Raw genomic sequence first — 21,214 nt, 5'->3', positions numbered from 1 at the left:
TCCACAAAATCCCGCCAACTGATCCAACACCTCCAAACCTCGTTTATCCTAACCGCGTCCTTGTCCTATGGGAACTGCTTCCGGAGCCATTCGAACTGGGGAGAGGATCGGCGCTTCGATGACCGCCCGTCTTCCCACCACCATTCAATGGCCACAAGCGAAAGCGGGCGTGGCGAAGGAAGAGGCTAATATCCACACCGGCGAGGTTGATCCAGCATCAAAGCTTGACTTCGCGCTTGGCTGTGGGCACATCGCGCGGCAGATTGGCAATTATAAAGCAACAATTGGAGGCATCTCCCATGTCCATTGCATTCACCTTTCCGGGTCAGGGAAGCCAGGCCGTTGGCATGGGCAAGGCTTTGGCGGATAATTTTGCCGAAGCGCGCGCGGTTTTCGACGAGGTGGATGATGCACTCGGCGAAAAGCTGTCTTCGATCATCTGGGAAGGTCCGGAAGAAACACTGACCCTGACCGCCAACGCCCAGCCGGCGCTGATGGCAGTGTCCATAGCGGTTATTCGGGTGCTTGAGTCCAAGGGCGTTTCCCTGAAGGACAAGGTTGCTTTTGTTGCGGGCCATTCGCTTGGCGAATACTCAGCGCTGTGTGCGGCCGGCACCTTTTCGCTTTGCGACACGGCGCGCCTCTTGCGCATCCGCGGCAATGCCATGCAGAAGGCAGTTCCGGCGGGGGAGGGTGCGATGGCCGCAATCATTGGTCTTGAGCATGAGGATGTCGAAGCCATTTGCGCCGAAGCATCAAAACAGGGTCCTGTTCAGATCGCCAATGACAATGGCGGCGGCCAGCTGGTAATTTCCGGTGCAAAGGCGCCTGTCGAGGCAGCCGCGGCGCTTGCATCGGCCAGGGGCGCAAAGCGCGCCATCATGCTGCCAGTGTCTGCTCCCTTCCATTCGGCTCTGATGGAGCCGGCCGCTGAAGCGATGCGCGCGGCACTGGCAAATGTTGTCAAGAATGACCCCGTTGTCCCGCTCATCGCCAATGTCCGGGCCACTCCGGTGAAATCCGCTGACAAGATTGCCGCTCTGCTGGTCGAACAGGTGACAGGACAGGTTCGCTGGCGCGAAACTGTCGAATGGTTTGGTGCAAATGGCGTGACCACGCTCTACGAGATCGGCGCCGGCAAGGTGCTGACCGGCCTCGCGCGCCGTATTAATAAGGACATTTCGGGAGTCGCTGTAAGCACCCCTGAAGACATCGATGCGGCCGTAGCTGCCCTGAACGCTTGAAAAGGAACGCCCAATGTTTGATCTCACAGGCCGCAAGGCTCTTATCACAGGTGCGACAGGTGGAATTGGCGAGGCGATTGCCCGCGCGCTTCATGCTCAGGGCGCGATCGTTGGCCTGCATGGTACTCGCGTTGAAAAACTCGAGGCTCTCGCGACGGAGCTTGGAGATCGGGTCAAGATTTTTCCGGCCAATTTATCCGACCGGGATGAGGTCAAGGCCCTTGGCGAGAAAGCCGAAGCTGATTTGGAAGGCGTCGAAATCCTCGTCAATAATGCCGGGATCACCAAGGATGGCCTATTCGTGCGTATGAGCGATGCCGACTGGGACAACGTGCTGGAGGTGAATCTGACCGCTGTTTTCCGCCTGACCCGCGAACTCACCCATCCGATGATGCGCCGCCGCTACGGCCGTATCATCAATATCACCTCGGTGGTTGGCGTAACGGGCAATCCTGGCCAGACCAATTACGTTGCGTCAAAGGCTGGGCTTATTGGCTTCTCCAAGTCGCTTGCGCAGGAAATCGCCAGCCGCAATGTCACTGTCAACTGTGTTGCGCCCGGTTTCATCGAATCGGCCATGACCGACAAGCTCAACGACAAGCAGAAAGAAGCCATCATGTCGGCTATTCCGATGCGCCGCATGGGGACTGGCGCCGAGGTCGCATCGTCGGTTGTTTACCTTGCCAGCAGCGAGGCTGCCTACGTCACTGGCCAGACAATTCACGTCAATGGCGGCATGGCAATGATCTGACGCCGATTTCGCCGGGTGCATGCCTGCGCCCGGCCGTATCGGTGGGTATCCGCGTCAATCACATTTATGAGATTGAGGCCGCGAATAAAGCGTGATAAGTCGCGCACCAGTCTGGGCGATCAAACCGATTTGATGCCCTTTCAATTCCGCAAGGAAAGAGCCGCGAGGATGGGTGTTTAAGCTGTTAAACAGGGTGAAACGACCATCTTATTGCTTGATTAGAGTCATCCGTGCCGCTAACCAAGGCATTGAGAAAAACAACAGGTTGAGGTTTCCACATGAGTGATACTGCAGAACGCGTCAAGAAAATCGTTATTGAACATCTGGGCGTTGATGCCGAGAAAGTCACCGATGGTGCAAGCTTCATCGATGATCTGGGCGCCGACAGCCTTGATACTGTCGAGCTCGTGATGGCTTTCGAAGAAGAGTTCGGCGTTGAAATCCCGGACGATGCTGCTGAGACGATTCTGACAGTCGGCGATGCCGTCAAGTTCATCGACAAGGCATCTGCCTGATTTTCGTTCGGCTCGCCATAGCATGGATCGTGATATAAGGTGCTCTGCCTTGCTCATTCATGCATGGGGCCGGAAACAATCATGTTGCAAATGACATTGAAGGATCGGCCATGAGGCGCGTTGTCATAACCGGCCTTGGGCTGGTGTCTCCTCTTGCATCCGGTGTTGAGCTCACCTGGTCACGGCTTTTGGCTGGCCAGAGTGGCGCCCGCCGCGTGACGGAATTCGAAGTCGATGATCTGCCTTGCAAAATTGCTTGCCGGATTCCGGTAGGCGATGGCGCCGATGGCACGTTCAATCCGGACCATTGGATGGAGCCCAAGGAGCAGCGCAAGGTTGATCCGTTCATCATCTACGCCGTTGCAGCTGCCGATCAGGCGCTTGCGGATGCCAAATGGGCGCCGGAAAGCGATGAGGACCAGATTCGTACCGGCGTTCTGATCGGTTCCGGTATTGGCGGTCTCGAAGGCATTGTCGAAGCTGGCTATACGCTGCGCGACAAAGGTCCGCGGCGTATCTCTCCCTTCTTCATTCCTGGCCGTCTGATCAATCTGGCTTCCGGCCAGGTCTCCATCAAGCATAAGCTGCGTGGCCCGAACCACGCAGTCGTTACCGCTTGCTCGACCGGTGCACATGCCATTGGTGATGCGTCGCGGTTGATCGCCTTCGGCGACGCCGACGTGATGGTGGCTGGCGGTACGGAATCGCCGGTGAGCCGCATCTCGCTGGCCGGCTTTGCTGCCTGCAAGGCCTTGTCCACTGCACGCAATGACGATCCAACCACGGCGTCTCGTCCCTATGACGAGGACCGTGACGGTTTCGTGATGGGCGAGGGCGCCGGTGTTGTCGTGCTTGAAGAACTGGAACATGCTCTGGCACGCGGGGCGAAGATCTATGCCGAAGTGATTGGCTACGGCCTTTCCGGTGACGCCTATCACATCACAGCACCCTCGGAAGACGGCGAAGGCGCACAGCGTTGCATGGAAATGGCCCTGAAGCGCGCCGGCATTACGCCGTCGGACGTCGACTACATCAACTCGCACGGCACATCGACGATGGCCGACACCATCGAACTCGGTGCGGTTGAACGCGTCGTCGGCGATGCGGCTTCGAAAATCTCGATGTCGTCCACCAAGTCGTCAATCGGTCATCTTCTGGGTGCGGCCGGTTCGACCGAAGCGGTGTTCTGCGTTCTGGCGATCCGCGACAATATCGCACCGGCAACGATCAATCTGGACAAGCCGTCCAGGGAAACCAAGATCGACCTCGTTCCGCATAAGCCGCGGGAACGCAAGATCGATATCGCGCTGTCCAATTCCTTTGGTTTTGGCGGCACCAACGCCTCGCTGGTGCTGCGGCGTTATCAACAGTAGATTGATCTGTGGCGGAAGCGCTTTCGCGCTTTCGCCATATTCTCAATCGATTCTACCGGCAATCCGACCGGATAAAGGTCTCGAGGTGCTTGCGTGAGTTCAGATCAACAATCTGGAGAGACAAACGGTTCAGCCGCTGGCAACGTGCCGGAGCGCAAGCCGATTGTTCCGCAATCGGCGTCGGAAGCATTGCGTCCAGAACCCGGTACACCGCCACCCGCGCCGAAAAAGCGTTCGCGCCGTGCGCGTAGCCAAACCGTTGTCTTTGCAAATTTCATGCTGTCTCTTGTCGTGCTGGTGGTGCTGGCAGCCGCTGCCGCCGTCTATTTCGGCAAGGTAGCGTTCAATGCGCCGGGACCAACGGATGTCACCACCAACTACGTCGTCAAGAGTGGCACCGGGATCGTTGAAATCGCCGATGGGCTCGAGCGGCGCGGTATCATTTCCGACGCGCGTGTGTTCAAGTACGGCGTCCAGGCCTATGGCTATCAGCGTGATATGAAGGCTGGCGAATATGAAATCAAAGCGCACGCGTCCATGCGCGATATCATGGATCTGTTGCGTAGCGGCAAATCGGTCCTCCATTCGCTGACAATTCCGGAAGGCCTGACCGTCGAACAGATTTTCCAGCGCATTCGCGAGGACGATGTGCTGACAGGTGAGCTGCCAGCCAGCTTGCCGAGCGAAGGCTCACTTTTCGCCAATACGCTCCGGTTCTCCCGTGGTACCACACGCGAAGAAATCGTTAAGAAGATGCAGGCCGATCAGAAGAAACTGGTCGAGGATATATGGGAACGCCGGGATCCCAGCATTCCACTGAAGACGATTGACGAGTTCGTCACCCTGGCTTCCATTGTCGAGAAGGAAACGGGCAAGGCGGATGAGCGTCCGCGCGTTGCCGCTGTGTTCATCAACCGGCTTAACAAGAAGATGCGGCTCCAGTCGGATCCAACAATCGTCTACGGGCTGTTTGGTGGCAAAGGTAAACCCTCTGACCGGTCAATTCTGAAATCCGATCTGGAAAAGCCGACCCCTTACAACACATACACGGTAAATGGTCTGCCGCCGGGCCCGATTGCGAATCCCGGCCGCGATGCACTGGAGGCAGTTGCGCATCCATCGCAGACGAAGGATCTCTATTTTGTCGCTGACGGGACCGGCGGACATGTGTTTGCTGAGACGCTGGACGAACACAATGATAATGTGAAACGCTGGCGTGAAGTCGAGAAGAACCGTCTGGACGAGGCGGCCAAGGCGGCAACCGGCGACAAGAATGCCTTGCCGGAAGCGGATAGCGGCAACTAGAACTGAAAAGGCCTGATCGAGATCAGGCTTTTGTGGGTTGTGGGGGAAAAATGTCTTTGCAAAGCATGACGGGATTTGCCCGTCACCTCCGAAATAGCGCCGGTGCGCAGATCTCGTGGGAAATCAAATCAGTCAACGGCAAAGGCCTGGACGTCCGGTTTCGCTTGCCTCCAGGATTGGAGGCCATTGAGCAGAAAGCGCGTAACCTGTTTAGCCAGCATTTCAAGCGCGGCAATTTCCAGGCGGCGCTGACCGTCGATCGTAGCGCCGGAGCCGCCAAGGCGCTCGTCAACGAACCGCTGTTGAAGGAACTGGCCGGCATCGCGGCACATTTGCGAGAAGAATATGGCCTTGCTGCGTCAACGCCCGAGGGGCTGATGGCGCTCCGCGGTGTCCTTGAGGTGCCGCAGGAGATTATTGCACCTGAGCATCACGCTGAGCTCGAAACGGCAGCTGTGGCGGTTCTGGATGAGACACTTATCCAGTTGGCGCACAATCGCCAGGTCGAGGGCAAGGCCCTTGGTGAGATTTTGAGGGTGCAGATCACGACCATAGAGATGCTGGTGCAACAGGCAAGGCTCGACCCCAGCCGCTCGCTCGATGCTGTTCGAGCCCGTCTTTCCGCCCAGGTCGCACTTCTCCTCGATGCTGCCCCGGCACTCGATGAGGCTCGCCTGCACATGGAAGCGGCGTTTTTGGCGACCAAAGCCGATATCCAGGAAGAGCTCGACCGTCTGGAAATGCACGTCGCGTCCGCCCGAGCGCTCCTCGATGAAGGAAATGGCGTCGGTCGCAAGCTCGACTTTTTGACACAGGAATTCAACCGCGAGGCAAATACGCTCTGTTCCAAGGCTAACGCGGCCTCAATCACGTCGATTGGGCTTGACCTGAAGGCGGTTGTGGACCAATTGCGCGAGCAAATACAGAATCTGGAGTAACCATGCCTAACAGCATTAAGAGACGCGGTCTCATGCTCGTCCTGTCGTCTCCGTCCGGCGCGGGAAAGTCGACGATTGCCCGACTGTTGCTGAATGATAAGGAGAAGCTCGAGTTAGCTCTGTCGATCAGCGTGACGACACGTCCGCGGCGCGCCAGCGAGATCGATGGTGTGCACTATCATTTCATTTCGGTCCGCGAATTCGAACGGCTGCGCGACAGCGATGAACTGATCGAATGGGCGGAAGTTCATGGCAATTTCTACGGCACACCGCGTGAAGCAGCGGAGAATGCGCTCGCTGACGGCCAGGACATGCTTTTCGACATTGACTGGCAGGGCGCGCAGCAATTGCAGGACAAGATGAAAGGCGATGTCGTCAGCATTTTCATCCTGCCTCCATCCATGGCCGACCTGAAGCAGCGGCTGCATCGGCGCGCCGAGGATACCCCGGAAGTGATCGACATGCGTTTGCGCAATGCCCGCAATGAAATCGAGCGTTGGCGTTCCTATGACTATGTCATCGTCAATGAAGATCTGAACCGGGCCTATCATCAGGTCCAGTCGATCGTCACCGCTGAGCGTCTGCGCCGTGACCGATGCCCCGGTCTGTTCGACTTTGTCAGCAATCTTCTCGATGAAAGGCTGGATTAAAAATTAGACCGCGTTGGCGAGCGCGACGAACTCGTCGATGGACAGCGTTTCGGCGCGGCGGGTGGGATCAATCCCCACCTTCGCCAGCAATGCTTCGCCGCCCAGCGGCTTGATGCTCTGGCGCAGCATCTTGCGCCTCTGGCCGAAGGCGGCCTGAGTAACCCGTCCAAGCGTTGCGGCATCGCAGGGCGGTGGAGCATTACGCGGGATCAGGTGAACGACGGACGAAGTAACTTTCGGCGGTGGGGTAAAGGCCTGTGGCGGTACGTCGAAAGTGATTTTTGCTTCCGTGCGCCAGCCAGCGAGGACACCCAGACGGCCATAGGCATCGGAGCCCGGCCGCGCAACTATGCGCTCTGCCACTTCGCGCTGGAACATCAGCGTCAGCGACGCATAGAAAGGTGGCCATGGCTCGCTGAGCAGCCAGCCGATGAGCAATTGTGTGCCGACATTATAGGGAAGATTGGCCACTATCTTCACCTTGCTGCCGTTTGCAAGCTGCGCGAAATCAATTTCCAGTGCGTCACCGGCGATCACGCGGAGCCTGCCTGGGTAGTAGTCCGCAATCTCCTGCAGCGCTGCCAGACAGCGCTCATCGCGCTCTATGGCTACGACGCTGGCACCTTGCGCCAGTAAGGCACGCGTAAGGCCACCCGGCCCAGGGCCCACCTCGATAACGGTCTGGCCCTGCAAATCGCCAGACTGGCGTGCAATCTTGGCCGTGAGGTTGAGGTCCAGCAGGAAATTCTGGCCAAGTGATTTCTTGGCCATCAAATCATGACGCTCGATGACTTCGCGCAGCGGTGGAAGGCTGTCGATGCTCATGCAGCCGGGCGCTTCTGCTGCTTTTGATGTGAGGCAAGCTCGTCGGCAAGACGCAGGGCCGCGATCAGACTATCGGGCCTCGCTTGGCCAGTGCCTGCGATGTCGAAGGCAGTGCCATGATCCGGAGATGTACGCACAAAGGGCAGACCAAGGGTAACATTGACACTGTCATCGAAACCAAGGGTCTTTACCGGAATCAAGGCCTGGTCATGATACATGCAGATAGCGGCATCATAGCCAGCCCGCGCAGCCGCGTGGAACATGGTGTCGGCTGGAAGGGGACCACGCGCGTCGATACCTTCCGCACGCAGGGTCTCGACCGCTGGACGCACGATGCGCTCATCTTCCATGCCCATCGTTCCATCCTCACCGGCATGGGGGTTGAGCCCGGCAATGGCAAGCCGCGGAGCTGCAATACCGAACTGGTCCTTCAACGCGAGCGCCGTGATGCGGGAAACTGTCAGGATAGATTGAGTGTCGAGAACGGCAGGAACCTTGCTCAAGGCAATATGGATTGTGACGGGAACAGCTCGAAGCAGCGGTCCCGCAAGCATCATGACGGGGGTCACTTCATACCCGAGGTGTTTGCTCGCGAGATGTGCCAGGAATTCCGTGTGCCCCGGATAGGTGAAACCAGCCTCGTAGAGTGGTTTCTTGGCGATAGGGCAGGTGACAACGGCTCGTGCCCGTGAAGAAAGTGTGAGGGATACTGCCGTTTCGATGGCTTCAACTGTCCCGGCTGCGTTGTCCACGCTTGGAATGCCAGGCAGGTCCGATTGGCGATTCTTGAGCGGAACGATCGGCAGGGCGCGCCGAAATACGTCCGTTGCCAATTCCGGTGTTGTAATTTCCAGGGGAATGTCCAAGCCGAGGCGCGCTGCGCGCGAGGCCATCAAATCAGGATCAGCCAGGAGAAAAAATGCGGCAAGGTGCATATCTTCACGCCGTGACCACGCGGAAATGGCAATCTCCGGACCAATTCCGGACGGATCTCCGGAGCTAACGGCGAGTGCGGAATTCATACGCAAGCAATCCAATCATTCGTTGACGATTTTCGCCTTGCTGCGCAGTTCATCGAGATACTTCTTGTCGACAGCTTCTGCTGTTGCGTCCTTCTTGCCGCCTCCCGCAGCGGCTGCATCTTCCTGCGAAAAGACCATGCGGGCAACACGGTCATCGGATACCTGCCGGGTCGCGCAAACACCTAGAAACTCGACACCTTTGTCCGTATCCTGTATCGCGGTTGCCTGGCCGACTGGTGTCGACGTCACCTGCTTCGACCATTCCGGCGGCAATTCCTGCTCGATGAACTTGCCAAGATCACGCACAGTAACGTCCAATGTGCCCTTGGCTATGTCGCGTGTGGTGTTGCAGCCATTGAACTTTGCGCGCATGGCGCTGGCTTCGCCGCGGCGCTTCGCAAGGATGCCGCGATTATTGGCTGGTACAACGAAAATCACCTGTTGCAGCTGATATTCGGTCGAAACGGGCTTCTTACCCCCGTCTTTGAGCATGCGTTGCACAGCATCCTGTTCGCTCACCTTTACGCCGCCCTGCGAGCGATTGCGAGTGGCCAGTGCACGCCCCCAGCTCATCTGGATACGGATATATTCTTTGAAATGTCCAGGCGTTACGCCTGCCTTCTCCAAGACGCCGTTGAGCTGGTCAAGCGTCATCTTGTTGTTGGACGCAAAGCGAGCAAATGCATCGTTCACTTCGCTGTCAGGAACAAGCAGATTGAGACGCTTCAGTTCCTGACGTTTGAGTGCCTCGGTCGTCAGTTCGTCGCGAGCTTCCTGGACAAGATTGCCCTTCTTGCGTTGCAGCTTCAGAAAAGCTGCACGCCGCGTAATATCAAAGTCAGTGATGGGGTTCCCATTGACGACAATCTTGATCTCGCTCGCTGCGGCAGGCAATGTTGCGCCAGCTGTCACAGCAGAGCTCAAGGCGGTAGCTATCGCCGCTGCAAGAATATGCTTCCTCACCATCATTTCTCACTATGTCCGATCGTTAATCCATCCGTTGCGAATGGATTGTAGTTTTATTGTTGGGTGTGCGTTTCCACTCTATTGTCGCTTTACTAAGGCAAAAGCATGACTAGCCGCAAGGGCGGCCAGTTCAAACAAAGCGATTAGATGCCGCCAATATCGACCGGCTTGCCAAATTCCCACAGGGTCCGGAATGAAATATTGAAGCCGAACTTGGTGGTCTTTTCGCCTTCGCCGCCACCAACGGTGACCGGCTGCTCCTGTTGATAGTACATCATATACGTGAAGCACTCATCGTCATAGGCCAGCGCAGCCGTGCGCTTTACAAGCGTATCGGAGACCATGTCGTAGGTTCCAGAGCCAAGAAGACGCCAATTCGGCGTCAGCTTGGCCGAGCCGCCGACAGTGATTTCCTGCCTGTCGTCAGAGAAACCATAGGTAGGTTGGGCGGCAATGAAAGCGTATTTTAGGAACAGCGCTCCATACTTGCCGGAGGTTGTGCTCGCGACTTCCGCGCGTTGGACTTCAAATGTATCCTTGTCAAAGCGGCCACCCGTTGTCAGCGTGAATGTGTCTCGCGTGGCGCCGATCATCGCAACATAGTCAGACCGGGCCGATTCCAGGCCGGATTCAGCGCCGGCATTGACGAAGTCAGGTGTCGCAAAGGAATTCAAGCCACCAAGCTGAAACGACTGTCCGGCAACACCATTGAGAGACCAGCCATTGTTGAACGTGCCCGAGTAGCGAAGACCGAGATTGGCGCGGGTACCGCCTTCGACACGATCGTACCCGGAGTACTTGTCACGATCGAACAGGCTCGACGCATCGAATACGAAGCTCTGCGCGTCCTCGTTCGGCATTTCTCCTGCATAGGGTTCATTGTTGCGAACGAAGAGCTGCGCCGTCGGCTCCAGCACGTGGGTAGCACTCGTGGATGAAAACAGGATTGGCCACTTCGTTTCCAGCCCGGCCGTCGCCATCGCCCGGAACGCTTCTGAACGCGTAACGCCGATCGAATTCGAATCGACGTACATTCCATCACCCCGCAGCGCGAGAAGAGGCGTTATCACCAGTCCGTTGTCAGAGATAAATGTACGCTTCCACTCCGCTTCGCCAGTAATACGACCATCATTGCCCTCAACGCCGGACAAATAGCCGCTGCGCGTCAGACCGGTTGGAGCGGTGCCGTCTTCTCTTTCACGGTGCAAATTCTGCAGATTGACATCGAAATTCAGTTCACCCCCCGCGACGGATTGCGTTGGAGTGTAAGCATAATCGAGGCTAGGGAGAACCCATGGCTGTTTCGGTTCGTACGCACTGGAACTGGAATTATCCACGCTTTCCTGAACATGAAAGTGGTAGAACCGAAGGTCGAAGTAATTCCGGTCATGGAGACCGGTCAAATAGATCTGATCTGTCACATAGTAATTCGAATAGTCCTCAATGCCATATCGATAGGCAAAGGCCTTGTCGGTCTGCGCCATGACATCCCAGCCGTATGACCAGCGCGGATTGATTTGAAAAGCGCCCCGCGTGCCGATCATGCCGCGATTCTTGGTCTCATCTTCGGGCTCGCCAGCAAACACACCAGGGTCCTGCTGGCTGATACCTGCGAGCTTGATGCTGTACGCACCATTGGCCAACCGGTGACGCCATTCAGCTTCGCCGAGGAATCCTTGCTTGGTGTAGTAGGTCCCGGTTGTCGTCAAATCGTAATTCGGTGCCAAAGCCCAGAAATAGGGGACGCTGACGCCAGAGCCAAGCTCACTCTCGTGCTCGTAGCCCGGCATCAGGAAGCCACTCTTGCGCTTCACGGTCGGATCAGCGATCTCGAATGCCGGCAAGAATGCCAGAGGCATTCCGAACATTTCAAAGCGGCCGCGTTCAAAGCGGATGGTCTTCTTCTTACCGTTCCAGACGATCTTCTGGGCGCGAACCTGCCACAGCGGGGCACGATCCGGTTTGGCGCGGCAGGGCTCGCAGGCCGTATAGATACCGTTATTGAACGTCGTCAGCTCGCCGCCGATGCGCTCGGCACTTTCAGCCGCAAAGCGGGTATTGTCTGCGGCTTCCACGCGCAGTGCATTGACGAAGCCTTCACGGAAATCATCGGTGATATCGAGATTGTCCGCATAGATCCGGTTGCCGTCCTTTTCGACGAGTTCAACCTTGCCCATCGCTTTCAGACGACCGGTCTTCTGATCATAGGTGACCTGGCGCGCAACCAGCCTGTTTCCATCATAGTCGATCTGCACGCCGCCAACCGCAGAGATGGTCTTGGCGTTGATGTCATAGACGAGTTCATCCGATTCCAGCAGCAATTGTGCGTTTGGATTCGTCTGAATATTGCCAACGAGCGCATCGCCCGTCTGGGAATAGGCTGGGAGCGAAATCCCGCCCGCAAGGCATAGCACCGCCGTTCCGCACGCAAGGCGTGCGAACCACGTCGGCAACACCGAGCGCGTTACATTCAATCCCACTCTAACCATCCTCCTTGTGCAACAGAAAGGAGACCCCAAAGAATGTTGCAATCAACACGGGTGTCCATGCGGCGATGAAAGGCGGGACGAATCCCGCATTGCCAAACGCCTTGACCACAACAGTGACGACATAAAGCACGAAGCCTGCGAGGACGCCACCCAGAATCATCGTCCCCGATTGTCCAAAACGAACAAATTTCAAAGAAACGGTTGCAGCGATTAGAGTCATCGCCATCAGGAGAGCCGGCAAAGCCAATAAAGACTGGAAATGCATGTCAAAAGCGTTGGCTGGATAGCCAAAAGAGCGAGCTGCGGCAATTTTGTTACGCAGTTCAAAAAAAGGAATTGTCTCAGGTCGAGCGAGGCTTTCTTCAACGAATTCAGGGCGAAGATGGGTCGCAATTTGCACACTGTCCTCAGAAACAGGCGTCTGCCCCAACACAAATTTCGTCACATTGTTCAATTGCCAGAAGCCATCCTGAAGATCGGCAGTCTTTGCATCCAGCCGTTCGAGAATGTCCTGATTCTTGTCGAGCCGAATGAACGTGGCGTCGACGAGTCGCAACCCGCGGTTGACGATCGATTTGGCGCCGATGATGGTCTCGCCATCTTCCGTTTTCTGCCGCAACCAGGGCACACGATCAGCCGAAACGTCATTGGCTTTCCCGGCGCGCCAGGTCGCCTTTATCTGCTCACTCTTTTCAAAGCCGTAGGCGGCAAGTGGATTGACGATCAGCACAGCAGCGAGCCCAAACAGAAAAGCGCCGGTACAGGCCGGCAGAAGAAACTGCCAGGCCGAAACGCCTACCGAACGGGCAACAACCAGCTCATATTTCCGGTTGAGCGAAATCAGTGTCGCCATGGCTGCAAACAGGGCAATGAACGGGAACACCTGTTGCATGATGTATGGGACACGCATTGCCGAAAGGCCGAACGCCTGGATGGCGGAATAATCCGGCAAGGCCGACAATTGTCCCGACAATTCTGTGAAGTCGAGGATCAAGGCAAGAGCAAAACTGCCGAGGAGGAAATACGTCGTGATCGTGACATACCGCAGGAAGAAATAGCGTCCGAGGGTCCAGCCGATCATTACCGATGTCCTCCGCGTTTGCGGCCGAACAATCTTGCTCCAGCGCTGGCGAAAGCTGCTTGTTGTGCCGCAAATGTATCTCGAACCCAGTTACTCCATTTGACCGGCACACCGATCTGGCGATTGGTTACAAGCGCGTAAATTGCCGAGAGTCCCCCGAGAATCGGGAACGCATAGAGCAAGGGGATCATGGAGGCATTCTTGTCGCTGCTTTGGCCGGTCGAATATCCGAGCCAGAAGAGGATCAGGCTGAGAGTGATCGCCGTGAACGACGCGGATATCCGGGCCTCACGATGCGAGCGCGAATCGGCAGCCGCTGCCAGTGAAATCAAGGCAAAAACGATGGGATACATCCAGTCTGTCAGGCGCTTGGCAAGTTCGGACCTGAACCGCAGGGGGTTTTGCTGAAATAGCTTGTCATTGGGATCCGGGCTCAACAGGTAGTCGAGCGGCCGGTCCTTGGCAAAGATACTGGGTTCACCGTCGTCGGCGGGTGCCAACGCTGCGAGGTCGAGCGCATAGGTGTTGAACTTGATGATGGAAACACCGCCCGTCTGCACATCGCGGCGATCGACTTCGCCATCCTTCATGATCAGCAGGTTTTTGCTGCCCGTATCAACGACCAGGGCGTCCTTGGCGTAATAGATGAGATCGGTTGCCTTGTCGCGCGAATCGGAAAGGAACATGCCTTGTATCGCGCCATTTGCGTCGCGATTCTCGATCTGAAGATACAGGTCCGTGTCGATCTTCGTAAATACGCCTTGCTGAACCACCAGGTCGATGACGTCGGCACGCGCATCGGCCATCATCTGACGCATGTTTATCTGCGAATATGGAACAATAAAGTTGGCGATCAGGAAGGATGCGATGGCGATGACAACCGCAAAGAGCAGGACGGGCCGGATCACTGCCGAACGCGGCGCTCCGGCTGCGTTGATCACCACCAGTTCCGAGTCCTGATTCATCGTGGAAAGCGTCTGGGTCACCGCGATGACAAGCGCGAACGGCATGACGACAGGGAAGGCAGCCGGAAGCAGATTGGAGCTGAATTTCAGGAAATAGAAAAAGCTCTGGCCGCTCGTGGTGAGGAAGTTGATGCGTCCAAGCAGATTGACGATCCACGTGATTCCGACTGCGGAAAGCAGCACGGCAAAAAACATGACGACGATCCGTCGCAAGATGTATATCTCAATCAGGCGCATGTCATGTTTCGCAAAAGAGTTCCGCCACTTTGTTCGACCAGCCGCTCACGAATGCCCGACCGTTCAATTTATGCCATGGGATCCATGGCATTATTTTGCCGCACTATGGGACGAACCCGTTATATGTTCACTCTAGTCAGGCTTGGCTAAAAATAGGCGAAGAAAGCTGGTTAACAAGGCCTTAGCCTGCCCCTTCGTCGTTAACCCTTCCATTCATCAAATCTGATGATTGGGAAAGTCACATTTTCGTTCATCTGGAGATATCATGTCCAAACGCCCATCCATCAGTTTCGCAAAATTCGCTGCCGTTGAGAATGGCACTGCAATCTTGCTTGTAGCCACTGAAGGCAAAGCCGCTGCAGAAGCCGAATCTGTTATCGGACAGGCGTTGCTGTCGCGTATCATTGATGTCGCGGATTTCAAGGGAAAATTGGCGGCAAGCGTTTCGACGATTGCGCCAGCCGGCACGGAACTGGAACGCGTGGTGCTCGTGGGTACCGGAGATCCGGCAAAGCTGAAGGCCGATGACTGGCTGAAGATTGGTGGCGCGGCGCTCTCAAAGATTGGCAAAGCCAAGCACGTCTTCGTGATTCTCGCTTTGCGTGACACAGAGATTTCAGCTGCAAACGCGGCCGAATTTGCCCTTGGCATGCTGTTGCGCTCCTACACATTCGACAAGTACAAGACGAAACAGGGCAAGGACGACGGCGAGAAACAGGAAAAGTTCGCCGCCAATATCACAATCCAGGTTGCCGATCCTCAAGCGGCCAAGAAAGCCTTCGGGCACGCCGAAGCCGTGGCAGAGGGCGTCATTCTCGCGCGCGATCTGGTCAACGAGCCAGCCAATATACTCGGACCTGTCGAATTTGCCCAACGCGTCGAGGAACTGAAGAAACTCGACGTAAAGGTTGAAATCCTTACCGAAAAGGACATGAAGAAACTCGGCATGGGCTCGCTTCTCGGCGTCGCCCAGGGCTCTGCGCGCCCGGCTCGTCTTGCCATCATGGAATGGCACGGCGGGAAGGGCAAAGACAAGCCGATCGCCTTTGTCGGCAAGGGCGTCACATTCGATTCCGGCGGTATCTCGATCAAGCCTGCCGCGGGCATGGATGAAATGAAGGGTGACATGGGCGGCGCTGCAGCCGTCACTGGTCTCATGCATGCGCTCGCCTCCCGCAAGGCCAAGGTCAATGCCGTTGGTGTCATTGGCATCGTTGAGAACATGATCAATGGCGACGCGCAGCGCCCCGGCGATGTTGTCACTTCCATGTCGGGTCAGACTATCGAAGTGCTCAATACCGACGCCGAAGGGCGGCTGGTTCTTGCCGACGCCCTTTACTATTGCAACGACCGCTTTCAGCCGAAGTTCATGGTCAATCTCGCAACGTTGACCGGTGCAATCATGGTGGCGCTCGGAGTCTATAACGCCGGGCTCTTTTCAAATGACGACACGCTCGCCGAACAGCTCTTCGACGCGGGGCAGGCTACGGGTGAAAAGCTGTGGCGCATGCCGCTCGGCGATGAATATGACAAGCTGATCGATACCAAGAACGCCGACATGAAGAACATTGGCGGCCGTCATGGCGGCGCGATCATCGCTGCACAGTTCCTGAAGCGGTTCGTCGGTGACACGCCGTGGGCACACCTCGACGTTGCAGGCACCGCCATCGGCGCGCCGGCAACTGAATATAGCCAGTCCTGGGCGTCGGGCTTCGGCGTCCGGCTGCTCGACCGGCTGGTTCGGGACAATTTCGAAGGATAGCTCGGTGGAGGTCAAACTCTACGGAACCGAGGAAAGCGTCTACACGCGCATGGTGCGGCTCACCCTCCTGGCGAAGAAAATTGCCTTCGCGCTGATTGAAGCCGATCCGTTTGATGGAGGCGCTTTGCCGGAGGATTACGATCTCCGGCATCCCTTCAAAAGAATTCCGGCCATTGAAATCGATGGAGTGCGTCTTTACGAGACTGATGCCATCGTCCACTACATCGATGCTGCAATTGAGAACCCAAAACTGACGCCATCCGCCATCGAAGATGCTGCTCGCATGCGTCAGGTTATGCGGATCGTTGACAATTATGCCTATCGACCGCTGGTCTGGGGGATTTATGTTCCAGTCTGGTGGCGCGACGGGCTGGAGCCGGCACAAAACGACATCGAGAAATCCCGTCATGCTTTGGGTGTGCTTGAGGATTTCGTTGATTCGTCGCCTGAAGCCTGTTTCAAGGATTGGACCCTGGCCACTTTTTATCTCGCCAGCGTGTTTGGCGCTGCTGACAGCGTAGCGCAGGGATCGGCACTTATTGACGAACGGTCCAGCTTGCGCGATTGGTGGAACGGCTTTCGAACGCAGCCAATCATGGTGCAGACCAAATCGAAACATACGAAATTCTGACCTTAGGCGACCATGACCGAAATCCTCTTCTACCATCTGACCGAATCGACGCTGGAAAACGCGCTGCCTGGTCTGGTCGAACGCTCGCTGGGGCTTCAGTGGAAAGTGGTCATTCAAACGGGTTCGGAAGAGCGGCGTGACAGTCTCGACAACCATCTGTGGACTTGGTCCGACGCCTCCTTTCTCGCCCACGCCACAGATCAGGAGCCATATCCCGAGGAACAACCCATCATTCTGACGACAGGCAGCGGCAATCCAAATGGTGCAACCGTGCGCTTCCTGGTCGACGGTGCCTCGCCGCAGAATGTCGAATCCTACGAGCGGCTGGTGCTGATGTTCGATGGCCACGACCAGCAGCAACTCGAACAGGCGAGGGCGCAATGGAAACTGTTGAAAGCGCAAGGCCACACGCTGACTTACTGGCAGCAGAACGCCGAAGGGCGTTGGGAAAAGAAGGCTTGAGAGATCGCTGATGCGCCGCTTGCTGTTACTTCTTTTGGTTGCGGGAATAGCGCTCGCAATTGGGTATCCATGGATTACTGGAAATCTCTCCGGCGAGGAAATTGGTTCCTGGCGGGTTTATGACCGCCCGGATTCCTATAAGCCGGTGACGGTCGCGCTGATGGCCGAAGACGCGCCAGTGCGTGCGTTCGTGGACATGCAACCCTTGCAGAATTTCATCCCTGCCGAAGGTCGTATGGCTCTGACATCAGTCGTGACGCGTCAGGGCAAGGACGTTCTCGTCAAGACATTGAATTTTGCGAATGCCAAGGCGGCCAACAGGGGCTCGCCACAAGGGCCGCTCGTCTATCGCGACAGCATCGGCGATATCGATCCCGTCCAGACCGGCGAATACATGTTTACGATCGGCCCCGGGGACATCGACGGGCTAAAGGTGGCCCAGGTCGATCTTGTCTTGCGCAAAGACGTCATGGCAATCGACCGGCGTGCGATACCTGCAGGCGTTGCCTTGATTATCGTGAGCATTTTCGGCCTTATCCGCTTGCGCCGGAATCGCAAGGACGATGCAAGTGATACGCCCCCACCACCAAAATGGGGAAGATGATGGCGGATCACGCGGGGAGTTTTCCGACGATCCTTACGGAACGATTGCGCCTGCGCCAGTTCGAGTTGAAGGACGATACCGGTTTGCACGCTTGCCTCGGCAATGAAGAACTGGTGCGCTATTGGGATTTTTCGGCCTGCGAGAACATTCAGGAAACCCGGCGCTGGGTGCGTGTTCTGGCCAAGACGACATCACCATACGAATCGATCGCCTGGGCCGTAGCGGACGCGGAAACGGACGAGTGCATCGGCATGGTCAATTATCATCACCGCGAAGCCCGCAATCGCAGGCTGGAAATCGGCTATATCCTCAATGCGAAATGGCATGGGCACGGCCTGATGACCGAGGCCGTACAAGCCCTGTTGGCCCATTGCGTTGATAATCTGAAAACACGCCGCATCGCCGCGATCATTCACCCTGAAAACGCGCCGTCCATCCGCCTGGTGACGCGCCTCGGATTCGAATGTGAAGGCGGACCGCTGCGCGACTACTGGCGTGTCGGCAATAGCTACATGAGCCCGATGCTCTACAGTTTTATCGCCAGCTGACGGTCGTCTCTCGTCTTCTTGGTAATGCGATAGGCACAGCGCCGTGCGCCTTTCAGAATATGCTCGAACCGCTCTATTTCCACATTTGGCCCTAGTGCTGTCTGAAATACATCGAGCTCCGAGCGGCACAGTTTCTGGCAGGCCTTGGCGGCGACGCAGATCGGGCAGTGGTTCTCGATCAGGATAAATGCACCGTTCTCATCGCGTTTGGCTTCGGCCATGTAGCCTTCTGCAGATCGAATTTCGGCTAGACGCTCAACTTTGGCCTCAACGGAGCCAATTGGTTCGAGCGCGGCGCGGTATTGATTCAGCGTTGTCATTTCCCGGTGGGAAATAAGGCGATCAAGCCCGGCATCGCCGAACACGGCAGAGACCGATGCCAATAGGTCGGCGGTCAATCCAGCGTGATTGTCGGGAAACTGGGCGTTTCCGCTACCGGTCAAATGCCACAATCGCTTTGGTCGGCCCACGCTCTCGCGGCTGTCTTCGAAATCGACGAGGCCATCCTCGTGCAGCCGCCCCAGCATCTGCCGTACCGCCACAGGGGTGATGCCGAGTCGTTCAGCCAGCGCAGCTGCAGTCTGTGGTCCAGCAACCTTGAGCGAATAGAGCATGCGATTTGTGGTTCGATCCTGCATGGTCGTAAGATAGCAAGAAAAATTAAAATAGCTATTGCTTGTTTTATTAAGGGGAATATAAAAACAGAAAACTTGTTAAATTGAGGAAATGCCATGCGTGACGCGACGGAAACTAGCGGTACCAGCTGGTCGGAACTCTTGAATCCACGTTATTCCGCAGCGACAACCACGCTATGCCTCGGCGTGGCGCTGTTCGCCTTCAATGGCTTCCTTGTCTCCACGTCGCTTCCGACGGCGGTTCGCGAGATTGGTGGCTTGGAACTCATTTCCTGGGCATTTACCCTTTATCTCGTCCTGTCGATTGTCGGCGGGGCCAGCGGTGCATTGCTCAAGGCGCGGCTCGGCGCGAGGACGGCATTGGTCGGCTCTGCGCTGGTATTCCTTGCCGGAACGCTCATAGCGGCATTTGCCTCGTCCATGACGGAAGTCCTGGTCGGCCGCGCGCTGCAGGGCCTGGGCGAGGGAATCATCGCCGCCACCTGTTATGCACTCATTCCCGAGCTTTTTCCCTCGCGTCTCGTGGCCAAGGTATTTGGCGCTGAAGCTGTCGTTTGGGCGGTCGCAGCCTTTGGCGGGCCGCTGGTGTCCGGGCTACTTACCGAACATTTTTCATGGCGCGCAGCGTTCCTCGTCAATGTGCCTCTCGCGCTGATCTTCATCGCTCTGGTCTTTCGCATCGTTCCGAAATTTTCAGGTGAGGTTGCGCGACTGTCAGTGCCGTTCCTCCGGCTGGCGGCTATCGGTTGCGGCATCATGCTGGTTGCGCTCGCCAGCATCATGCAGACGCTTGCGATCGAGCTGCTGTTCGTCCTTGGCGCGGCGGTCGTGCTAGCCTCGGTCATTGGCGTTGACCGGCGCAGCCGCTCACCACTCTTCCCGTCCGATGCCTTCGCGCTGAATTCCACGGTTGGTATTGGCCTTTGGATTGTCCTGCTTATGCCAGTCGCGCAGGCTTCAACCTCGGTCTATCTGGTCATGACGCTGCAAGACCTTTGGGGTTATGGTCCGACCAGGGCGGGTGCCTTCAACGCTACCTTCGCCATTGCATGGAGCACCTGCGCGATCTTTGTCGCCAATATTCAGGAGCAACGCTACCGCACCTGGTTGATCCGGCTGGGACCGACACTGCTCGTCACCGGCCTTGCCGTCATCGTCTTTGGCTTCTCGATCGATGTTCCGCTGGTCGTGATGCTGGGCCAGATATGCATCGGCACCGGCTTTGGCGTCAGCTGGGGCTTCCTCAGTCAAACCGTCATGGAGTCCGCGCGCAGTGGTGAGCGCGATCGTGCTTCGGCGCTGCTGCCGACGCTGCAGTCCGCCGGTTACGCGATCGGCGCCGCAGTCGCCGGGCTGGTTGCCAATGCCGCAGGCTATCCGGAGGCGACGACGCCAGATGCCCTGCGTGATGCAACGATTGCGATCTTCGTCGTCTCGACGGTCATCGGCCTTGCTGCACTTGTGGCAGGATATGCCTTGCCAATTGGCAAGAAAAATCTGCTGGCGATCGAAATGCAGAAACAGCTATAGATTGCCGATGGCAATTGATGAACGCAATTTGAAGGCCGATCCTGCAATCGTCAGGACATGGGTCAAGGGATGGGCGCTGACACGGCAGGTGGCGGCGCCCGTTTTCGAGAATGGGGGCTACCGTGTCGAAGTCGGTCTCCCGGATCAGAAGCGACGGCATGTATTCCCGGCCTATTCCGACCTTGTTCGCCAGCATGCCGAGGAGATCTCTGAGCCGTTTGTCTTCCTGAAAGTCTGCGCGCCGCCAGAACTTGTCCAGCCCAATCTGCCGCCGCATTGGCGTATTGAGGCGCCGGGCTTCATGATGTCGCTATCGGGAACAATGCCTGGCGGGATGGCCGCGTTGCCGGACGGGTACACGTTTGTGCATCAGGATTTTGGTCGCATGACCCTCGTGAATGTCCTTGACCGGGAGGGCGAGGTTGCCGCAACGGGACGGATCGCTTTCCCGGGTGAATTTGCCGTCTATGACCGGATCCGAACGCACGAAGGTCATCGCCGCAAGGGGCTTGGACGAACGCTTATGAAGCGGCTGGAAGTGCTTTCACACGAAAAGGGCATCGACCGCGCCGCGCTGGTGGCAACCCCGGATGGCCGGGCACTGTACGAGACGCTCGGCTGGCAGTTGCATTCGCTTTATACGACCGCCATCATTCCGGCCATCGCCGCCTGAGCCGCTGC

Annotated in this window: 21 protein-coding genes; 14 read left to right on the top strand and 7 right to left on the bottom strand. The window is 56.9% G+C overall.

The features are described 5' to 3' along the window. Positions 1-299 precede the first annotated feature (299 nt). The 7 genes from fabD to gmk all read left to right on the top strand — a co-directional run bounded on the left by fabD (position 300) and on the right by gmk (position 6,776). Positions 300-1,244, top strand: coding sequence for an ACP S-malonyltransferase (gene fabD, locus AAAC48_RS16280; RefSeq protein ID WP_340655175.1), 945 nt, complete (start codon positions 300-302; stop codon positions 1,242-1,244). 13 nt (positions 1,245-1,257) lie between these two features. After that, positions 1,258-1,995 carry a 3-oxoacyl-[acyl-carrier-protein] reductase gene (gene fabG / locus AAAC48_RS16275; protein ID WP_340655174.1) on the top strand — a complete coding sequence of 246 codons (738 nt, stop codon included), beginning with the start codon at positions 1,258-1,260 and terminating at the stop codon, positions 1,993-1,995. A gap of 278 nt (positions 1,996-2,273) precedes the next feature. Continuing rightward, positions 2,274-2,510: an acyl carrier protein gene (locus AAAC48_RS16270; RefSeq protein ID WP_091880344.1), complete on the top strand. Its 237-nt coding sequence runs from the start codon at positions 2,274-2,276 to the stop codon at positions 2,508-2,510. 110 nt (positions 2,511-2,620) lie between these two features. Beyond that, entirely contained in the window at positions 2,621-3,883 is a 1,263-nt protein-coding gene (fabF, locus tag AAAC48_RS16265; protein WP_340655173.1) for a beta-ketoacyl-ACP synthase II, read from the top strand. A 144-nt stretch (positions 3,884-4,027) separates the two neighbouring features. Beyond that, positions 4,028-5,188: an endolytic transglycosylase MltG gene (gene mltG, locus AAAC48_RS16260; protein ID WP_340655180.1), complete on the top strand. Its 1,161-nt coding sequence runs from the start codon at positions 4,028-4,030 to the stop codon at positions 5,186-5,188. A gap of 50 nt (positions 5,189-5,238) precedes the next feature. Further along, positions 5,239-6,126 carry a YicC/YloC family endoribonuclease gene (locus tag AAAC48_RS16255; protein WP_340655172.1) on the top strand — a complete coding sequence of 296 codons (888 nt, stop codon included), beginning with the start codon at positions 5,239-5,241 and terminating at the stop codon, positions 6,124-6,126. Between the two features lie 32 nt (positions 6,127-6,158). Next, positions 6,159-6,776, top strand: coding sequence for a guanylate kinase (gmk, locus tag AAAC48_RS16250; RefSeq protein ID WP_340655179.1), 618 nt, complete (start codon positions 6,159-6,161; stop codon positions 6,774-6,776). A 3-nt stretch (positions 6,777-6,779) separates the two neighbouring features. Here the strand turns inward: gmk and rsmA are convergent, their stop codons facing one another. From rsmA to AAAC48_RS16220, 6 genes are all read right to left on the bottom strand, one after another. Further along, positions 6,780-7,601 (bottom strand): 16S rRNA (adenine(1518)-N(6)/adenine(1519)-N(6))-dimethyltransferase RsmA, encoded by an 822-nt coding sequence (gene rsmA / locus AAAC48_RS16245; RefSeq protein ID WP_340655171.1) that lies wholly within the window; start codon positions 7,599-7,601, stop codon positions 6,780-6,782. Beyond that, positions 7,598-8,623 carry a 4-hydroxythreonine-4-phosphate dehydrogenase PdxA gene (pdxA, locus tag AAAC48_RS16240; protein WP_340655170.1) on the bottom strand — a complete coding sequence of 342 codons (1,026 nt, stop codon included), beginning with the start codon at positions 8,621-8,623 and terminating at the stop codon, positions 7,598-7,600. The genes rsmA and pdxA overlap by 4 nt, the downstream gene beginning before the upstream one ends. Positions 8,624-8,638: 15 nt before the next feature. Next, positions 8,639-9,592 (bottom strand): peptidylprolyl isomerase, encoded by a 954-nt coding sequence (locus AAAC48_RS16235; protein ID WP_340655169.1) that lies wholly within the window; start codon positions 9,590-9,592, stop codon positions 8,639-8,641. A 140-nt stretch (positions 9,593-9,732) separates the two neighbouring features. Then, positions 9,733-12,069: an LPS-assembly protein LptD gene (locus tag AAAC48_RS16230; protein ID WP_340655168.1), complete on the bottom strand. Its 2,337-nt coding sequence runs from the start codon at positions 12,067-12,069 to the stop codon at positions 9,733-9,735. A 1-nt stretch (position 12,070) separates the two neighbouring features. Further along, positions 12,071-13,159: an LPS export ABC transporter permease LptG gene (gene lptG / locus AAAC48_RS16225; protein ID WP_340655167.1), complete on the bottom strand. Its 1,089-nt coding sequence runs from the start codon at positions 13,157-13,159 to the stop codon at positions 12,071-12,073. After that, a complete protein-coding gene (locus AAAC48_RS16220) occupies positions 13,159-14,361 on the bottom strand; it encodes an LptF/LptG family permease (RefSeq protein ID WP_340655166.1) in 1,203 nt (400 codons plus the stop codon). The genes lptG and AAAC48_RS16220 overlap by 1 nt, the downstream gene beginning before the upstream one ends. 265 nt (positions 14,362-14,626) lie before the next feature. On the opposite strand from AAAC48_RS16220, the gene AAAC48_RS16215 reads away from it, so the two are divergent. Genes AAAC48_RS16215 through AAAC48_RS16195 form a run of 5 tightly spaced genes read left to right on the top strand, consistent with a single transcriptional unit; the run spans position 14,627 to position 18,368 of the window. Next, positions 14,627-16,123 (top strand): leucyl aminopeptidase, encoded by a 1,497-nt coding sequence (locus AAAC48_RS16215; protein ID WP_340655165.1) that lies wholly within the window; start codon positions 14,627-14,629, stop codon positions 16,121-16,123. A 4-nt stretch (positions 16,124-16,127) separates the two neighbouring features. Next, a complete protein-coding gene (locus AAAC48_RS16210; RefSeq protein WP_340655164.1) occupies positions 16,128-16,754 on the top strand; it encodes a glutathione S-transferase family protein in 627 nt (208 codons plus the stop codon). Between the two features lie 12 nt (positions 16,755-16,766). Continuing rightward, positions 16,767-17,216 carry a DNA polymerase III subunit chi gene (locus tag AAAC48_RS16205; protein WP_340655163.1) on the top strand — a complete coding sequence of 150 codons (450 nt, stop codon included), beginning with the start codon at positions 16,767-16,769 and terminating at the stop codon, positions 17,214-17,216. Positions 17,217-17,226: 10 nt separating this feature from the next. Beyond that, complete coding sequence (locus tag AAAC48_RS16200; protein WP_340655162.1) at positions 17,227-17,820, top strand: hypothetical protein; 594 nt, start codon at positions 17,227-17,229, stop codon at positions 17,818-17,820. Continuing rightward, a complete protein-coding gene (locus tag AAAC48_RS16195) occupies positions 17,817-18,368 on the top strand; it encodes a GNAT family N-acetyltransferase (RefSeq protein WP_340655161.1) in 552 nt (183 codons plus the stop codon). Before AAAC48_RS16200 ends, AAAC48_RS16195 begins: the two co-directional genes overlap by 4 nt. On the opposite strand, the gene AAAC48_RS16190 is transcribed toward AAAC48_RS16195, so the two are convergent. Further along, positions 18,347-19,006 carry a metalloregulator ArsR/SmtB family transcription factor gene (locus tag AAAC48_RS16190; RefSeq protein WP_340655160.1) on the bottom strand — a complete coding sequence of 220 codons (660 nt, stop codon included), beginning with the start codon at positions 19,004-19,006 and terminating at the stop codon, positions 18,347-18,349. The two genes, AAAC48_RS16195 and AAAC48_RS16190, sit on opposite strands and share 22 nt — an antisense overlap. A 93-nt stretch (positions 19,007-19,099) precedes the next feature. Between AAAC48_RS16190 and AAAC48_RS16185 the strand changes: the two genes are divergently transcribed. Both AAAC48_RS16185 and AAAC48_RS16180 read left to right on the top strand, forming a co-directional pair. Then, entirely contained in the window at positions 19,100-20,533 is a 1,434-nt protein-coding gene (locus AAAC48_RS16185) for an MFS transporter (RefSeq protein WP_340655159.1), read from the top strand. Positions 20,534-20,540: 7 nt separating this feature from the next. Then, a complete protein-coding gene (locus AAAC48_RS16180; RefSeq protein ID WP_340655158.1) occupies positions 20,541-21,206 on the top strand; it encodes a GNAT family N-acetyltransferase in 666 nt (221 codons plus the stop codon). The last annotated feature ends 8 nt before the right edge of the window (positions 21,207-21,214 follow it).

This window comes from Phyllobacterium sp. (genome assembly GCF_037994405.1).
Lineage (GTDB): Bacteria > Pseudomonadota > Alphaproteobacteria > Rhizobiales > Rhizobiaceae > Phyllobacterium.
Note: the sequence above shows the minus strand (reverse complement) of the source record. Positions and strands in the feature narration are given on the sequence as shown.

Excerpts from the sequence above, each read along its gene's own strand:
- fabD (WP_340655175.1), top strand. The coding sequence starts at position 300 with ATGTCCATTGCATTCACCTTTCCGGGTCAGGGAAGCCAGGCCGTTGGC.
- fabG (WP_340655174.1), top strand. The coding sequence starts at position 1,258 with ATGTTTGATCTCACAGGCCGCAAGGCTCTTATCACAGGTGCGACAGGT.
- AAAC48_RS16270 (WP_091880344.1), top strand. The coding sequence starts at position 2,274 with ATGAGTGATACTGCAGAACGCGTCAAGAAAATCGTTATTGAACATCTG.
- fabF (WP_340655173.1), top strand. The coding sequence starts at position 2,621 with ATGAGGCGCGTTGTCATAACCGGCCTTGGGCTGGTGTCTCCTCTTGCA.
- AAAC48_RS16255 (WP_340655172.1), top strand. The coding sequence starts at position 5,239 with ATGTCTTTGCAAAGCATGACGGGATTTGCCCGTCACCTCCGAAATAGC.
- gmk (WP_340655179.1), top strand. The coding sequence starts at position 6,159 with ATGCTCGTCCTGTCGTCTCCGTCCGGCGCGGGAAAGTCGACGATTGCC.
- rsmA (WP_340655171.1), bottom strand. The coding sequence starts at position 7,601 with ATGAGCATCGACAGCCTTCCACCGCTGCGCGAAGTCATCGAGCGTCAT.
- pdxA (WP_340655170.1), bottom strand. The coding sequence starts at position 8,623 with ATGAATTCCGCACTCGCCGTTAGCTCCGGAGATCCGTCCGGAATTGGT.
- AAAC48_RS16235 (WP_340655169.1), bottom strand. The coding sequence starts at position 9,592 with ATGATGGTGAGGAAGCATATTCTTGCAGCGGCGATAGCTACCGCCTTG.
- lptG (WP_340655167.1), bottom strand. The coding sequence starts at position 13,159 with ATGATCGGCTGGACCCTCGGACGCTATTTCTTCCTGCGGTATGTCACG.
- AAAC48_RS16220 (WP_340655166.1), bottom strand. The coding sequence starts at position 14,361 with ATGCGCCTGATTGAGATATACATCTTGCGACGGATCGTCGTCATGTTT.
- AAAC48_RS16215 (WP_340655165.1), top strand. The coding sequence starts at position 14,627 with ATGTCCAAACGCCCATCCATCAGTTTCGCAAAATTCGCTGCCGTTGAG.
- AAAC48_RS16205 (WP_340655163.1), top strand. The coding sequence starts at position 16,767 with ATGACCGAAATCCTCTTCTACCATCTGACCGAATCGACGCTGGAAAAC.
- AAAC48_RS16200 (WP_340655162.1), top strand. The coding sequence starts at position 17,227 with ATGCGCCGCTTGCTGTTACTTCTTTTGGTTGCGGGAATAGCGCTCGCA.
- AAAC48_RS16195 (WP_340655161.1), top strand. The coding sequence starts at position 17,817 with ATGATGGCGGATCACGCGGGGAGTTTTCCGACGATCCTTACGGAACGA.
- AAAC48_RS16190 (WP_340655160.1), bottom strand. The coding sequence starts at position 19,006 with ATGCAGGATCGAACCACAAATCGCATGCTCTATTCGCTCAAGGTTGCT.
- AAAC48_RS16185 (WP_340655159.1), top strand. The coding sequence starts at position 19,100 with ATGCGTGACGCGACGGAAACTAGCGGTACCAGCTGGTCGGAACTCTTG.
- AAAC48_RS16180 (WP_340655158.1), top strand. The coding sequence starts at position 20,541 with ATGGCAATTGATGAACGCAATTTGAAGGCCGATCCTGCAATCGTCAGG.